The organism is Anaeromusa acidaminophila DSM 3853 (assembly GCF_000374545.1).
Taxonomy (GTDB): domain Bacteria; phylum Bacillota; class Negativicutes; order Anaeromusales; family Anaeromusaceae; genus Anaeromusa; species Anaeromusa acidaminophila.
This window is the reverse complement of sequence record NZ_KB894595.1, coordinates 69187-85077: the sequence shown is the minus strand read 5'-3', so window position 1 is coordinate 85077 and position 15891 is coordinate 69187. Positions and strand designations below refer to the sequence as shown.

The 15891-nt window shown below is 47.6% G+C and carries 14 protein-coding genes; 4 read left to right on the top strand and 10 right to left on the bottom strand.

Going from position 1 to position 15891, the window contains the following annotated elements; all coding sequences use genetic code 11:
* Positions 1-48: 48 nt before the first annotated feature.
* From C508_RS0111510 to C508_RS0111500, 3 genes are all read right to left on the bottom strand, one after another.
* A complete protein-coding gene (locus C508_RS0111510; RefSeq protein WP_083928084.1) occupies positions 49-984 on the bottom strand; it encodes a LysR family transcriptional regulator in 936 nt (311 codons plus the stop codon).
* A gap of 194 nt (positions 985-1178) precedes the next feature.
* Positions 1179-1628: a hypothetical protein gene (locus C508_RS0111505; RefSeq protein ID WP_018703720.1), complete on the bottom strand. Its 450-nt coding sequence runs from the start codon at positions 1626-1628 to the stop codon at positions 1179-1181.
* Positions 1625-2425: a DUF3100 domain-containing protein gene (locus C508_RS0111500; protein WP_018703719.1), complete on the bottom strand. Its 801-nt coding sequence runs from the start codon at positions 2423-2425 to the stop codon at positions 1625-1627. The genes C508_RS0111505 and C508_RS0111500 overlap by 4 nt, the downstream gene beginning before the upstream one ends.
* A 243-nt stretch (positions 2426-2668) precedes the next feature.
* Between C508_RS0111500 and C508_RS0111495 the strand changes: the two genes are divergently transcribed.
* Positions 2669-3985 (top strand): amidohydrolase, encoded by a 1317-nt coding sequence (locus C508_RS0111495; protein ID WP_018703718.1) that lies wholly within the window; start codon positions 2669-2671, stop codon positions 3983-3985.
* 78 nt (positions 3986-4063) lie between these two features.
* Here the strand turns inward: C508_RS0111495 and C508_RS19520 are convergent, their stop codons facing one another.
* Positions 4064-6544 (bottom strand): HD domain-containing phosphohydrolase, encoded by a 2481-nt coding sequence (locus C508_RS19520; protein ID WP_018703717.1) that lies wholly within the window; start codon positions 6542-6544, stop codon positions 4064-4066.
* A gap of 236 nt (positions 6545-6780) precedes the next feature.
* Here C508_RS19520 and C508_RS18450 point away from each other — a divergent pair, with 236 nt between their 5' ends.
* Positions 6781-7455, top strand: coding sequence for a GntR family transcriptional regulator (locus tag C508_RS18450; RefSeq protein ID WP_018703716.1), 675 nt, complete (start codon positions 6781-6783; stop codon positions 7453-7455).
* Positions 7456-7617: 162 nt separating this feature from the next.
* Positions 7618-7818, top strand: coding sequence for a hypothetical protein (locus C508_RS0111480; RefSeq protein ID WP_018703715.1), 201 nt, complete (start codon positions 7618-7620; stop codon positions 7816-7818).
* Positions 7819-7902: 84 nt separating this feature from the next.
* On the opposite strand, the gene C508_RS0111475 is transcribed toward C508_RS0111480, so the two are convergent.
* From C508_RS0111475 to C508_RS0111450, 6 genes are all read right to left on the bottom strand, one after another.
* Positions 7903-9141, bottom strand: a complete 1239-nt coding sequence (locus C508_RS0111475; protein ID WP_018703714.1) for an NAD(P)-dependent malic enzyme — start codon at positions 9139-9141, stop codon at positions 7903-7905.
* Between the two features lie 174 nt (positions 9142-9315).
* A complete protein-coding gene (locus C508_RS0111470; RefSeq protein WP_018703713.1) occupies positions 9316-10428 on the bottom strand; it encodes a YibE/F family protein in 1113 nt (370 codons plus the stop codon).
* Between the two features lie 174 nt (positions 10429-10602).
* Entirely contained in the window at positions 10603-11976 is a 1374-nt protein-coding gene (gene dcuC, locus C508_RS0111465; protein ID WP_026319491.1) for a C4-dicarboxylate transporter DcuC, read from the bottom strand.
* 311 nt (positions 11977-12287) lie between these two features.
* Positions 12288-12944 carry an HD-GYP domain-containing protein gene (locus tag C508_RS18445; RefSeq protein WP_018703711.1) on the bottom strand — a complete coding sequence of 219 codons (657 nt, stop codon included), beginning with the start codon at positions 12942-12944 and terminating at the stop codon, positions 12288-12290.
* Positions 12945-13008: 64 nt separating this feature from the next.
* Positions 13009-13377, bottom strand: a complete 369-nt coding sequence (locus tag C508_RS0111455) for a VOC family protein (protein ID WP_018703710.1) — start codon at positions 13375-13377, stop codon at positions 13009-13011.
* A gap of 18 nt (positions 13378-13395) precedes the next feature.
* Complete coding sequence (locus tag C508_RS0111450; RefSeq protein ID WP_018703709.1) at positions 13396-14223, bottom strand: methyl-accepting chemotaxis protein; 828 nt, start codon at positions 14221-14223, stop codon at positions 13396-13398.
* A gap of 228 nt (positions 14224-14451) precedes the next feature.
* On the opposite strand from C508_RS0111450, the gene C508_RS0111440 reads away from it, so the two are divergent.
* Complete coding sequence (locus C508_RS0111440; protein WP_018703707.1) at positions 14452-15888, top strand: NAD(P)/FAD-dependent oxidoreductase; 1437 nt, start codon at positions 14452-14454, stop codon at positions 15886-15888.
* Positions 15889-15891: the final 3 nt, after the last annotated feature.

Here is a 15891-nt window from a genome sequence, read left to right as displayed (position 1 = left end):
TACACAAAAAGAAAAGCCCTGAAAAATCAGCGCTTTTTATGCCATCCATCATTTATTTTTATAAGCATCCATACTATTAAGAAGAGCCCGTAAGCTTTCTTCGGCTGAGGAATTTTTACTCAATTGCCAAAGCAACGCTTGCATAGCTGCCGTAAAGTTCTGTCTGACACGATGCACTAGAAAAATCTTCATTTGCAAAACCGGCCCCTCGGCCAAACGAAGTTTTCCCTGTTGCAACTCCTCCTGCACCAACGTTTTGGGCAGATAAGCCGCCCCTAAGCCGTTCAATACCGCCCGTTTCACCGCCTCGGAATCGCTGTACTCAGCCACTGTGTGATACGGCCGACTCCCTCGTGCCAACTCCCATTGGGCTCTGAAATCACTGCCTTGCTTAAAATTAACCAATGGCAATATTTCTCCGTTTTTCCAAGGGCAGTCCTGACTAATGACCCAAAGAATATCTTCTTCCCAAACAGCATGCTCCTTCAACCGCCGCAGATAATTACGTCCGTGAATCAGTCCCAAATCAAATTGGCCGTCTTCTACTCCCTGCAGCACATTTTTGGTATTAGAGCACACTTCCACACTGACAATGAGTTGAGGCATTTGCTCTTGCAGCCGCCGTAACACCTCCGGCAAAAAATAATTAATCAGTTGCGTTGATACGCCTAGCGCCAAAGACTCTCGATTTTCAGCATACAAAGCCATTTCTTCCTTTGCCTGCTCCCATTGCAGCAAGATGCTCTCCGCATGCGCTACCAATCGCTGTCCTGCTTCGGTTAGTAGCAGGCGCTTGCCTTTGCGCGTAAACAGCCGAGCCCCTAACGCACTTTCCAAATTATGAATTTGCGCCGTTATAGCCGGTTGCGTAAAATTCAAGCGTTCCGCCGCCTGGGTAATATTCAGCAACCGAGCTACCAGCAAAAAGGTCTTCAGCAATCGTAATTCCATCCGCTCACCGCCGCTCAATCTTTCTCTTCTCATTGTAGCCGCCACAGCAAACTCTGGCAACGCTTCGCCCTAAGCTTTAAGAAAAACCGCAAAAGGGACGTACGAAAAATTCTACAGGAGTAGATGGAGTAAAGGGAGGGCGCGCCAGAGGGCAACGAAGCACAATACAGAACAAAAAAACAGGCCCGCATTCCGAAAAATGCAGACCTGTTTATTATAAAGCCTAATTAGATAACGCCTTCTAAGTGTAGCATGAACTGCGCAATGGCGGTGGAAAAAACGAAAGTACCTGTATAAACAGCCAAAGCAACTATAATGATACGCCAAGACATCTTTTTGAAAATTTCCAAGTCCTTGCCGACGCCCAAGCCTGCATACGCTAAAATAGGCGTACAGAGAGCTAAAAAGTCAATTTTCCCGGTATAGAGAGTTACGTCTTTCGCCACTGGCGAAAGCTGCGAAGTCGAAAGAAGCGCAACTAAGGATACCCAGAAAACCATCGGCAATTTTCCAGGCACCACTTTGGCCAAAATCATGCCTGCTACTGTAATCACCAGCAAAATAGCATATCCAATCAAAGATTCCGTGAATGGCTGTTGATAACCAATCATGTTACCTACAACCGTAATCAGACCGAATAGAACCATAACGGCAACTGTTTCTTGCAAACGCATCATGAAGACTTTCCTCCCTTCGGAGACAAAATAGGCGACAAAACGCGATAGAGATAGTTTGTCACCGGCAAGGAAATGAAGAGACAGAAGTAAATGCCCACAATGGTCGTCAATAAGTTAGCGGCGCCAGCATACATCAAAATTTCATTCGCCACTTCCGGATGTACTGCTTTTAGAGCCCCCGACGCAGCCGCCATCATACTTCCAGAGCCAACGCCTGCGCCCATAGCGAGAGCAAAGGGATGGAACACCTTCAATGCAGCCAAATAGCCCGCTAAAAGCCCCAGCCAAACTGCCCCGAAGACGGTACCGCAAATGTACACAGACATAACGCCGCGGCCTTCCGGTGAATCCAGACCGTATTTTTCGGCAATAATGGCGATATTCGGTTCCCGGTCAATGGAAAACGTAGCGCCTACGGCCTCACGCCCCAAACCGAGGAACAAAGCCAAGGGCAATCCCAGCACTACGGTCCCCAAGAAATGACCCAATTCTTGAATGGACAAAGTCCAACCGGATTGAGCCAGTTTCGCCACAGAAGGTCCAATAATAACCCCTAGTTTGGTAACCAACAGTAAGGTTACAACCGTCAGTACCTGCGAAGCTACGCCCATTTCCGGCAATTTCATGACTTTCAGTTTGGGCCAACTGATAAACGCGCCTAGAATCATAGCATATAACATAGGTAAAAATAAGAGCACCCCTGGTCCCAGAGGAATTTTGTGCGTACCGATGCCCTCGCAGACCATAACGAGAAGCAGCGCCAACGCATGCACTTTCCAAGACGTTAAAACCTTCAAGATTTTCCGCCCCCTTTCACGTATTGCAGATTATGGTATCATTATCTATTTAACGCGTCAAACTGAGAAAGAAAGAAAATACATCTATTTCTCCTTTTCTTGTTTGTTATTCGCTAATAACCACCTTTTTTCGCCGCTTGTTCTCCTTGCATAGGAGCCTTATACTTAAGGAGTATTAATTACGTTTACTTCTTTTAACAAGATATGAAAAGAAATCCAGATGCAACATAAGGAGTGTTCACTATGACTAAAAACGAATGCAAACAACGAGTCAACGCCGCCATCCAGGCGCATAAGGAGGAAATATTCGCCCTAGCTGATTCGGTCTTCTCCGAGCCGGAATTAGGCTTTAAAGAAACTAAAACGGCCGCTAAAATTGCCGCTTTATTTGCAAAACACAGCATTCCGTCCGAACAAGGTTTGGCTCTAACCGGAGTTAAAGGACGCCTCAAGGGCCGCACCAGCGGACGCACCATTGCCGTACTTGGCGAGTTGGATGCGGTTATCTGCCATGAACATCCGGCTGCCTGTGCGGAAACCGGCGCTGCTCACGCCTGCGGCCATCATGCACAGCTTGCAGCCATGGCCGCTTGCGCCATCGGTTTAGCCGAGTCTGGAGTCATGCAGGAATTAGACGGCGATGTAGTCCCTTTTGCCGTACCTGCCGAAGAATACGTAGAAATTGAATACCGCAACCGCCTGCGAACTGAAGGAAAGCTAGGCTTTCTGGCTGGTAAAGCCGAATTGATCCGCATTGGCGCTTTTGATGATATCGACATGTCCATGATGATGCATCTCTCCACGACCGGCGAAGGAAATCGCCTTGTTCAGGTAGGCGGTACCAGTAACGGCTTCATCGGCAAGCTCATCCGCTATAAAGGACGCGAAGCCCATGCCGCCGGGGCTCCTCACGAAGGGGTAAACGCCCTTAATGCAGCCATGCTGGCCATGATGGCCGTTCATGCCCAAAGGGAAACCTTCCGTGACGAAGACCATGTACGCTTTCATCCGATCATCACCAAAGGCGGCGACTTAGTGAATGTCGTGCCCTCGGACGTTCGCCTGGAAAGTTATGTCCGTGCTCGCACCGTTCCCGCCATTATCGACGCCAACGTTAAAATTGACCGCGCCTTACAAGCCGGAGCCTTAGCCATCGGCGCCGACGTGGAAATCACCGACTTGCCCGGCTACTTGCCACTAAGCAATGACGCTTCCTTCAGCGCCTTACTCCGAGAAAATGCCGCCGCTTTGGTCGGCGCCGACATGGTAGCGGAACTGGATCATCACGCAGCCAGCACCGATATGGGAGACCTTTCTCATATTATGCCTGTTACTCACCCCTGGATCGGCGGCGTTCGCGGTAACGCTCACACCCGGGATTTCTGCGTCTCCGATCCGGATATGGCCTATCTAATCTCCGCACAAGCTATGGCTCATACCATTATTGATTTACTTTACGATCATGCAGCCACAGCAGAAACGATTCTCTCCAACTACACCCCGCCCATGACCCGCGAAAGCTATGTTAAGTTTTGGGAAGACATCGCCGCAAAAAAATAAAGGTCATCACAAAGAAGTGGTCACTTATACTTGATCTTATAAAAATAGCGCTATGGGCTATGCCCATAGCGCTATTTTTTATGTCTCTGTTTGCAAAAAAAGTTCAACCAGCTCCGGATCAAACTGAGTTCCTGCCAAAGACCGTAATTCCTCTATTGCTTCTTCTTTCCTCTTGCCTTCCCGATAACTGCGCGGCCGCTGCATCGCGTCAAACGCGTCAACAATTGCAATCATCCGGCTTAACAAAGGAATATCCGCTCCTGCAAGACCGTCCGGATAGCCGCTCCCGTCCCAGCATTCATGATGATGCCGAATCGCCTCCGCTAAATCCATCAGGTCCGGCATTTGCTGCGCGATACGTCCGCCAATTTCAGCATGTTTGCGGATTTCTTTCCATTCACTAGGCGAGAGAAGCTCTCGCTTATTTAAAATCTCCATCGGAATAGCAACTTTACCCAAATCATGATAACGCCCTAAGCGCCGCAGGCGTTCAAATTCCGTTTCCTCCATCCCCAGCGCCGCGCCCAATCTCTGCAGTTTTAACGCTACTTCCTCCATGTGCTCTGCTGCGATAGGTTCACTAATGCGCAATGTTTTTTCGAACATTTGCAACATCCCTTGTCGCGTCTGGTTGCGCTGACGGCTCTTCAAGCTGTACATCGCATCATCTGCTTCTCGAAACATAGTCTCCAACGGCAAGGGCGATTCATGCCGCCAAGACCACCCGCATGAGATAAACAAAGGCAACGCCAAAGTCCGTTCATTATGCTCTTGAACAACATGGTCAATGCGCTGCTGCACGCCGGAAACGCCACTCTCTTCCATCTCCGGCAGAAAAGCCACAAATTCATCACCACCGATACGAAACAATAAATCCTGTTCACGCAGACTGCGCCGCAGCACCCAGGCAACTGAACGCAACAAATCGTCTCCTGCTGCATGTCCCAACGTATCATTGACCAATTTTAGACCATCCACGTCACACACAAGTATGCCCAATGGTCCTCTGCCTTCTTTCTTTAGTCGCTCCATTTCAAATTCGAAAAAGAAACGGTTATACAAACCAGTCAATTGATCATGGAAGCTGGCGCGCCGAAGTTTTTGTTCAAATTCTTTACGTTCGCTTACATCGCGCACAATAAACACAACTAAGTCTTGCAATTCTCCCGCCAATTGCTGCACGCTAACTTCTACAAAAAACAGGCTGTCATCACTGCGCCGATGCACTTCTTCAACAACCGGCTTTGTCGAGTTTCTCCGAATCTTATCCCACGCCAAAATTTCCTGGCGCGCGGGATACAAATCATGCAAACTGCTGGTCAACAACTCCTGCCGAGTCTTTCCGTATGCCACTTCTGCCGCTTTATTGACCTCAATTATCTGCTGATCCGAAGTACGTACAAACAAAATAATATCTGTCGCATGCTCCGACAGCAACCGATATTTTTGCAGCAATTGTTCCGCTTCCGTAGAAAGGCGGTGAAATTCCTGCAACAGTTCCATTTGTTCTTGAATCACGCCAGTCATAATATTAAAAGAATCGCAAAGAGAATGTAGTTCTTTAGGCACTAAAGCACCTTCTTGCAACTCCACAGGCTGCGTGTACTCTCCTGCTTGCACCCGTTTTGCCCCTTCTACCAACGCTTGCACCGGCCCTTCCAGGGTTTTGGAAAAGTACCAAATCAAGAAGCCAGATAAAAAAAGTATACCTGTCATCACTAATAATAACCATTGCAAAAACTCATTTATTGGCTTTATCACTACTCTCCAGGGAATTTCGTTAACTACCAGCCACCCGCCTAGTTCTACTTTTTGATAAGCTTGCAGATACTCATCTTCCCCCTGTTGATAACTCCGAATCCCTTCCCCGCTGGTTCGCAATTCTTCAAAAAAATCGCTGTTTTTCCAAGCCGCCACCGGCTCTTTGGCACTAGTCAAAACCAAATTATCACTTGATACCAGATATAACGTTCCTGACATAACTGGCCGGACCTTCTCCATCATAGATAGGACGGAGTCCGCATTCACAACTACAAGCACGGCTCCAACAAACCGCCCCTGGGAGGCTTGGACGGGTTGAGAGAACACAACGACCTGCTTCTCCAAGGCTTGACTGCTCAATAAGCAAGAAACAACCGGCCGCCCTGCCTTCGCCTCCTGAAAACAATGCTGCATCCCTGTGTATAACGGTTGCAGCAGCTTGGTTCCACTAGCAAACTTCTCCAAACCGTCATCGCCAATAAATAAAATTTCTACATCTTCCTGTGAAGAATCCCTTATTGCCAATACTTGTTCTTTAAACAACGCCCAGTTTTGTGTTTGAGCCGCGTTACCAAGAGCCAACTGCGCTGCCAACTCTACGTAATGCTGTTGCCAATTCCTCAAAAACTGGCTTTGAAACACTACTGCTTGTTGTAAATTTCGAACACTGCTTTCACGAAGATGGGCTATTTCATGCCCAATAAATACGACGGTTAGGGCTAGGGAACTGCATAGCAGCAGTATTAAGCTAAACATTCCCACTTGCTGCCTAATGGTTCTTTGCATTCCAAACCTCACAGTTCGCCCTCCCTTCCCATTTTCTCTTATTAGTATAATCTTATATAGAGTACGTTCTTTTTTTTACTGAAAATACCTTCTATACGCCCTATTTTGCGGTACGGCATTTGTGTTTTCCCCTAAAAAAGGTATATAATGGAGCCACACTAAATGAGATTCGTTGCAACTTTACCTGCAACAAAATAGATTGGACAGCATCGGGCATTAACTCTTTGCTGATTTTCGAGGAGGTCGCTATGGCTCGTCAACTATCCCTACCCATCAATCGGCAACCGCTCAGCGAGCAGGTTTACCATCAAATTAAAAAACTAATTCTCACTGGGCAATTAGAGCAAGGAACTCGCCTAACTGAAAAAACCCTAGCCCAAGACCTAGGTATCAGTCCCACTCCAGTACGCGAGTCGTTACGCCGTTTATACGCCGATGGCTTAGTGGAACTGCAGCCTTATAAAGGCGTTATTGTTCGCTCCGTTAAACCCGAAGAGGTATTAGAAGCCTTTGCCTGTCGGGAAGCCTTGGAAGGATTAGCCGGCTCTTTAGCAGCAAAAACGATTGATGCCGAGGGTATTGAACGACTTCGCGACATACTAGCTCGAACGCTGCAAGAAGAATCCCGCGATGCACTTGTTAAGTTAAACGAAGAATTTCACCAGGTGATTCTGGAATACGCTCAGAATCGGCGGCTCACTCTTTTACTGGATACGTTGCAGGACATCATTCGCTTCCGACGTCAATTGGCCGCCTATAACCCAGAATATAAAGGTTCAATTTATCGCCAGCATAGCGCTATTGCTGATGCTTTGGAGAAAAAAGACAGCGAAAAAGCATCCTGTCTTTTGCAAGAGCACATTCAAGACAGCGCCGCTTCTTTTGCCCAAGAAATCCACGGCAATAAAAAATCCAGCAACTAAACAACACTTTTCAAAGCACGCCTTTAAGGCGTGCTTTTTTTAATTTATATAATTGTAGACTGTATTCATTCTATTCTTTTAAAGGAAATTTTCAAACTCTATAGAAATAAGTTAGTGAAAGAACGAACTACGAAGAGTAGTCCGAAAAAAGGAGAGATAACTATGAGCAACACAACCCATTGCACTTGCGGACATGAACTTCGTTTCTGGCTGGTAGCTGATATTGAGCAGGTCCCTACCCGCTACATTTGGGAAGCCTATTGCCCTCATTGCAAAAAAGAAGAAAGCACGCTTTTAGCCGCACAGTGCGCTGCCGAAGCGGAAAAACTACTTAGAGAATCTAATTTACAGCCAAACTGCTAATTCTAGTTAGAAGTACCCCACATAAAAAACGAGCCTCCAATGAGGCTCGTTTTTTATGTGGGGTACTTCAGTTAGATCTTTGTTTTACTGAAGTCCATGGGCAATGCGTTTTACCGCCCGTCTCTCCACCTCTTCCGGATCCACTTTCACTCTCGCTACGCCAGTTTCCATGGCCGCCTTAGCCACCGCTTTAGCTACCGCAGGCGCTACCCGTTTATCAAAAGCATTAGGAACCACATAATCTTCCCGCAGCTCTTCCTCTTTAACCAAATCCGCAATCGCATAGACAGCAGCCAATTTCATCTCATCGTTAATGCGACGAGCACGCACGTCAATGGCGCCGCGGAAAATGCCAGGAAAAACGCTAACATTATTTACTTGGTTCGGCGCATCCGAACGCCCCGTACCAGCTACTTTAACACCGGCAGCTTTCGCTTCTTCATAACCAATCTCCGGCTGCGGATTGCATAAAGAGAATACAATCGCATCCTTCGCCATTTTCGCGATCAATTCCGGCGTGAATGCGCCAGGCGCCGATACGCCGATCAACACATCCGCCCCCTCAATGACCTCCTCCAATTTTCCTTGACGACATTCTTTATTGGTTCGACCTAAAAGGGTCTCCTGCATGGAATCCACCCTGGTTTTATCCATACCTTGATACATAGCGCCTTTTGAATTCAACATCGTTACATCTGTTGCCCCTGCTTGCAATAGCAGACGGACAATCGCCGTTCCCGCCGCTCCAGCGCCATTAACCAACACGCGAACTTTCGCCATTTCCTTGCCTACTAAGCGCAACGCGCCGACAACCGCGGAGACTGCGGCAATCGCAGTACCATGCTGATCATCGTGAAATACAGGAATGTCCATCATTTCCTGCAAACGCGCTTCCACTTCATAGCATTTGGGCGATTCGATATCTTCTAAATTAATACCTGCAAAAGAAGGCTCTAAATATTTGACGGTCTGCACCAAATGCTCCGTATCGGTCGTACCCAAACAAACAGGCACGGCATCCACGTCTCCAAATACCTTATACAAGACCGCTTTTCCTTCCATGACCGGCAGCGCCGCTTCCGGACCGATATTACCAAGGCCCAGCACCCGAGTTCCGTCGCTGACAACCGCCACCATATTCCCTCTACAGGTGTACTCAAACGATAAATCTTTATCGCCGTTGATTTCCTTGCAGGGCTCCGCCACTCCGGGAGTATAGGCCAAGCTCAGATCATAACCATCTTTCAATTCTACTTTATTGGTCATTTCCAATTTACCATTATTTTCACGATGGAAAAGCAAAGCTTCTTCTCTCAAACCCATATTGTTTCCTCCTTGTTTTTGCACACCGTATCTTGTATACGGAAATACTTTAAAAAAACACGTTGCATCGCTGCATCGTGTTTTCAGTATACGCCTCATTTTAAAATAAAACAACCTTATTTATCTGAATTTTTGAAAAACATCCTCTATTCTATAGAGTGTAGAATCGTCATCTCACTCTCCCCGATGCCGCCACCGCAATAATAGCGCCGACGCCAAGGCAGTCAACGGAATGGCCCAAATCAAACCGACGCTGCCTGTCATCGCCCGAGCAAATTCTGTAACTACACCGTTAAAATTGATTACCTTTTCTACCACCAGCTTAGGCTGCGCCGCCACGACCAACAGCAGCGGCAGCCCCGTTCCCAAATAGGCCAAAATTAAGGTATTCGACATAGCGCCCATAATATCCTTACCCACATTCATACCGCTCTTAAACAACTCTTTCCAGGAAAGGTCGGGACAAGCCTTATCCATTTCCCACTGTGCCGCTGCAATCGAAACGGCCACGTCTATTACAGCCCCCAAGGCGCCGATAATCATGCCGGCAAAAAGAATGCCGTGAATATCAATATGCTTGGCAAAATGCAATTTAAGGGCTACCGCCTCTTCGGTTTCCATGCCTGTCAAATATAACCAATCAATAGCGCCCCAAGACAATAAGGCTGCTACTAGCACACCGCCCAAGGTCCCCAAAAAAGCCGCTAAGGACTTCAAATTCCACCCGCTCACAAACAGCAGGGTAATCGCTCCGGCTACTATGCAAAACCCAACTACCAACAAATAGATATTCACTCCCGGCAGCAATAAGTTCGGAACCAACCAAGCCCAGAGCAAATATAACGTAATGCCAATAACCCCCAATGACTTAACCCCTACCCAGCCTGCTAACAGAACCAGGCTGAGCACAAACAAACCCAACAGCACATACTGAAACAGGCTGCGATCATAATCGCTGATATGATAGCTGCGTTTCCCCTGGAATTCTTCTACCGCTAAAAGCACCTTGTCTCCAGTATGTACTGGGATGTCAAACTGCGTCTGTCCCGAAAACGCATTATACACCTCTACCGTTTTTCCGCTTTCCGGCCCAGAGGTGATCTCCACTTGAACCATTTGGCCTTTTTTCAAAACTAATTTGTTGTTTTCGCCGGTAGGCTGCAAATCCACTGCCTGCCGGACAACCCCATGCTGTAAATCTTCCGTAGGCAGAGCCGGCGCCGCCCAAGCCAGCGTTTGCCAGAACAGGCAGCATAACAATACCGCTCCCAAGCCATACTTTCTCATCACATTTCCTCCTCCAGGGAATCGATAACTCCTTCTTGCAAATCATACTTTCTTCATATCTTCTATCGTATCACAAAAACACCAAAAGAAAACATAACAAATCCGGCAAGATGATAACCATCCTGCCGGATTTGCAAATTAATCAAAACACGTTATTACGACGCAGTAACTCTTTTAGTAAAAGAAGAAGAAGGTTGCCGCCACATTGACAATCAAAGCGCCCGCCATGGGAATGGCTGTCCGTTTCACAACCTCTACCGGCGGCAAATTGGCCATGCCGGACACAACAACAATAACCGCCGTAATGGGCGAAACCGCCCGGGCAATACTAGCGGCAAAATGCATCGGCAACAACATCAGCACTGGAGCCACGGACATTTTAGCCGCAACCACAGGCGTCAAGGAAGCAAATGCAAAGAACGGCGCGTTGCCCGAGCCCATAACTACCGAGGAAATCGCAATAATTCCTACCATGACGATGATCATTCCGGCAGCGCCCATACCGCTGCTTTGAGCGCCGTTAATAATAGCGTCAATAGCGCCAACCGTACGCAAACCATGGGCAAAGGTTTCACCAGCCACAATCAAGGTAACCACATTGGCAAGCTGCATGCCCATACCGTCGAAAAACACTTGAATATCTTGAAATACTTTTTTGCCGTCCCAAGAGCGTAAATACTCAATAACCATGGTCACAAACAAACTGATCAGCATCGCTTTGACGATGTCCATCTTAACGCCTTTAATCAACAAATCACTAAATACCAAAATCAAAATCAAAGGCACTGTAGGCAACACTGCGTAATACAGGGGCGGCAAGGGCTTTTCCTCTTCCTGGCGTGCGCTCGACAACAAAGACGCGCTTTCCGCCGTATGGCCTTCCTTTTTATCCAGCCATTTCTGCACGGAATAATGCAACACCGCTACCACTGCCATGACGCAAAGCGCCACCGGAATCTGATACTGCGTCCAATAGGTCGTAATATCCAACCCCGCCGTTGTGGCGGAAAGAATACTCCCTGTATCCGCCGGACTCCAATCCAAACACATTGTCGTGCCGATTACCGCAGTTGCAGAAACGCGGCTGACTCCTAAGCTGACCAAAATGGGAAACATTGTCACCATCAACAACATGCCTAAACCAGAGGCGCTGTTAATGAACAAACCCAAAAATTGCCCGATAATAAAGGCCGCCGCCAAAACTACATACGGCGCCTTGAGAACGCCTAACGGTTTAATCGCAATTTTTACCAGCACCCGACTAGCGCCAATATGTTCCATATAGCGGGCAAAGCCCCCTACCGCCATAATACTGAGTCCCAGTCCCGCCGCGCGGGAACTGAGCGTTTTACGAATAAACTCAAACATGTCAAACGGAACAAAACCGGTTGCCTCTTTAGCTGGCAAAATAGTTCCTACTCCCAGCATCACCGCTCCAGCCATTAATACCATACCGCCGAAAAACAATACCGGCTGCGGCTTGTACTTCTTGACGATCATATAGCCGACCCAAATGGTCATGACTAATGCCAATAACAATGCCATAATTACCACGTTCAAAAACCTCCTTGCTTATTTGACTATTTCCCTCTGCTTCTTACACGCTTTTTCGGAAATTCGCTGTTCTTGTTAAAATTCCTTCTCAGCTTATTTTTCAGCAAAATCGTTAGTTTTATCAGTTATTCTTGCCTATAAATACATTTTTCAACTATAAACATTCATTCCCTTTCGCTTTTCTCTTTATTTTTTACTTTTCATTTCTTTTAAAAGAACCAGTCTCCTTCAAGAATACAAACGTCTCTTTGTGTTCAAAGTGATTCGTAACTATTTTTTTTACTCTAAAAAAAGAAAACGCTCAGCTAAAAAGCCTGAGCGCTTTCTTCTGGTTCTTCATCAGCCACAATTCCAAAACGTTCTTCTAAAAATGCCAAAAAGCAATCGGTCAGTACCGGATCGAACTGTCCGCCTCGGCACCGAAGAAGTTCTCGCAAACAAGACGGAATCTCTACGGGTTTTCGATAGCAGCGATGAGTAGTCATCGCATCAAAGGTATCGCACAAAGCCAGCATTCGACTATACAAGGGAATTTCTTTGCCCTTCAGTTGGTCTGGATAGCCGCGTCCGTCAAAGCGTTCATGATGATGACGAATAATGTCTGCTACGCATCGCGCTCCCTCTACTTGAAGCAGCAATGTTTCTCCCGCTTCCGCATGCTGACGCATGATTGAAAACTCTTCCTCACTTAAACGCCCTGTTTTCGTCAAGACTTCCGCCGGCACGGAGATTTTCCCCACATCATGCACTAATCCGACCAAGTACGCCAGGGTAATTTCTTCCGAATTCAAACCCATCTGCGTCGCCAAACCGGCCATCAATTCCCCTACATGCTCCGCATGCATTTCCGTATAAGGATCGCAATAATAAATTTGATGACGAAAGGCTTCCATTTTTTCCATATTCACTTGTTCCAACAGCCTTGCATGCGGATTTGCCTGCAAAACTTTTGCCTCTTTCATATAAAAAAGCTGCTCCTCTCAGGAAACCTTGTAAAATCTGGCTGGCGCAAATGGTTTCAGCGCATTAGCTTCGCTTCGGAAGAACTTCCAACCAGTAGCCATCCGGGTCTTGAATAAAATAGATCCCCATTTCTTTGTTTTCATAACAAATACAGCCCATTTCCGTATGTAACGCATGAGCCGCTTCAAAGTCATCGGCTTCAAAGGCCAAATGAATTTCGTTGTCGCCCAAATTATACGGTTCCGTACGGTCTTTCAACCAAGTAAGCTCCAGTAAATGCGGCGTTTGACCGCCATCTCCTAAGTATACCAAAATAAATCCCGGCCGCTCCTTGCGTCGGCTTTCCTTTAATCCCAACGCTTTCTGGTAAAACGCCATACTGCGTTCCAAGTCTAGCACATTAATATTATTGTGTAGAAATTTAAAATTCATGATCCTTCCTCCTACTTCTTACTCTTCCGCTAATTTATTGGCCAGGCCGTCCAATTCTTGGGCTACCGTCAATGCTTCCTGCACCGCCTCCGCAATACCGGATACCGCCTGAGCCACTTGCGCTAAATTGCCGCTAATTCGCTGAATTTCCTCATAAGTTCTGTCGCTGTCGGTTGCGACGGCTTTCAAAATCCCGTCAATCTTTTGAATGGACTCGGAGCTGCTAGTAGCCAATTTGCGTATCTCCTCAGCTACCACGCCAAAGCCTCTCCCTGCTTCGCCAACGCGAGCCGCTTCAATAGCAGCGTTCAAGCCCAATAAATTCGTCTGTCCGGCCACATTGCGAATCAATGCCAATACTTGTCCTGTATCCTGGGTTCGCTTCTGCGATTCCTGCGACATTTCCGCCAAGCCGCGCGTTACGGCCGCCATCTCCTGGGTCTGCGCCGTTACCTCTTCGCTGGTACTGGCTAAAAGATTAATGTTATCCATCAATTTATTTGCCATATCCTTCAATGCATCCTGCCGAGCTACGGCAGTCTGAAAAGAAATTGCTCCTATCACCCGTCCATCTTCTTTCACAGGCAAAGCTGTAGCAATGAATGGAATTCCCCATATATCTTTATCCTGCCGCCTAGCAATACGTTTTTGCTGCCGAATCGCGTCCATTAGTACCATGCCCTCGCGCAGCGGAGCTCCTGTTGGAACTTTCAAATCCAACGTCCGCCCAGGGTTATAATAAATAACTTTTTCGCAATCACTAACGCTTAGTCCCACATCCGTATCAGCCATTGCCTCCCTGATTGTTGGCAACAATGCAACCAGCTTCTCCAATGTATCCGCCATTTTATCCTGCACCTTCCTGGCCAGTCAGGGCCCTTATTCTCCTTTTCTTCCTATTCGCATTGTTCTCGCTAATTTCCTGCTGTCTTGAAACAGGAAATGCCGGAAAAACCATTATCTTTGCCAACCTTCGTATAGCAACCTCTCCGTTTATTATTACGGAGAAGGATTTTTGCAAACGAATGAGAACTCTTATTAAAACACTCTTTTAAAAGAAAGAAGGCGACAACCATGTATGACGTTTGTATCATCGGCGCCGGTGTCGTCGGCGCTAATATCGCCAGAGAATTATCTCGCTATCAACTCAACCTCTGTGTTCTAGATCGTGAAGACGATGTCAGTTGCGGTTGTTCCAAAGCCAACAGCGGCATCGTACATGGAGGGTATTCTGACAAACCAGGCACACTAAAAGCGGAGCTTTGCGTAAAAGGAAATCGCATGTACTCTCAGCTGGATGCGGAACTGCATTTTGGATACCGGGAAATCGGCTCTTATGTGCTGGCCTTTGATCAGGAAAGCTTAGCAACGCTGCAACGCCTCTACGAGCAGGGCCAGCAGAACGGCGTCGGCGGTTTGGAACTAATTGACGGCGAAGAAATGCGCCGGCGTGAACCTCATGTCAGTTCCGAAGTAACTGGTGCGCTATACTGCGCTCAAGCCGGCGTCACTTCTCCTTACGAATTTGTTATTGCGTTAATGGAAAACGCCGTAGCGAATGGCGTAGAACTCAAACTTAGCCACGAAGTACAGCAACTGGAAAAGCGAGCCGATCATTTCCTTGTTACTACTTCCCAAGGAACACTAACCTCGCGTTATGTAATCAATGCTGCGGGCGCCCACAGTGACCGTATTGCCGCGATGGCAGGCTTAGACGGCTACCATATCACTCCCCGCCGCGGCCAATACCTTCTCTTATCCAAATCTCAAAACTATTTAGCAAAATCCGTTATTTTTCAAGTTCCCACCGTCCTAGGCAAAGGCATCCTGGTAACCCCTACGTACCACGGTAACCTCATGCTAGGTCCAAACGCCGAAGAAATCGATGACAAGGACGATGTCAGTACCGATGAGGAAACTCTTCGCTTCATCGCTCAAACAGCCCGCCTGTCAGTTCCCGGCTTTGATATGAGCCAGGCCTTGACATCCTTTGCCGGTAACCGCCCCGTATCGAATCAGAAAGACTGGGTTATTGATGAATCGCGCCTGCCCGGTCTAATCAACCTCATCGGCATTGATTCTCCTGGGCTGACCTCTTCCCCCGCCATCGCCTTGAAGGTAGTTTCGCTTCTCCAAGATAGTGGACTCCAGCTAGAAGCAAAGCCCAACTTCCAGGCGCACCGCGCACCGATCATCCGCCCCAAAAACAAAGACTTCAAGGGAACTACGACCCATACAGATCCTGAGCTTCATCTCATCTGTCGCTGTGAGAAGGTCACTGAAGCGGAAGTCCTGGATTGCTTCCATCGCGGCCTTCCGGTTCTCTCTGTCGATGCCGTTAAACGCCGTACCCGCGCGGGCATGGGCTTATGCCAAGGAACCTTCTGCGGCCCCAGAGTCCGCGCATTGCTCGCGCAGGAGTTGCAAATGAATCCAGAAGATATTCCCCAACGCGGCCATTCTTCGACCTTAGCGGAACGAGCTCGCAAAACACAGTTGAAGAAATTATAAGGA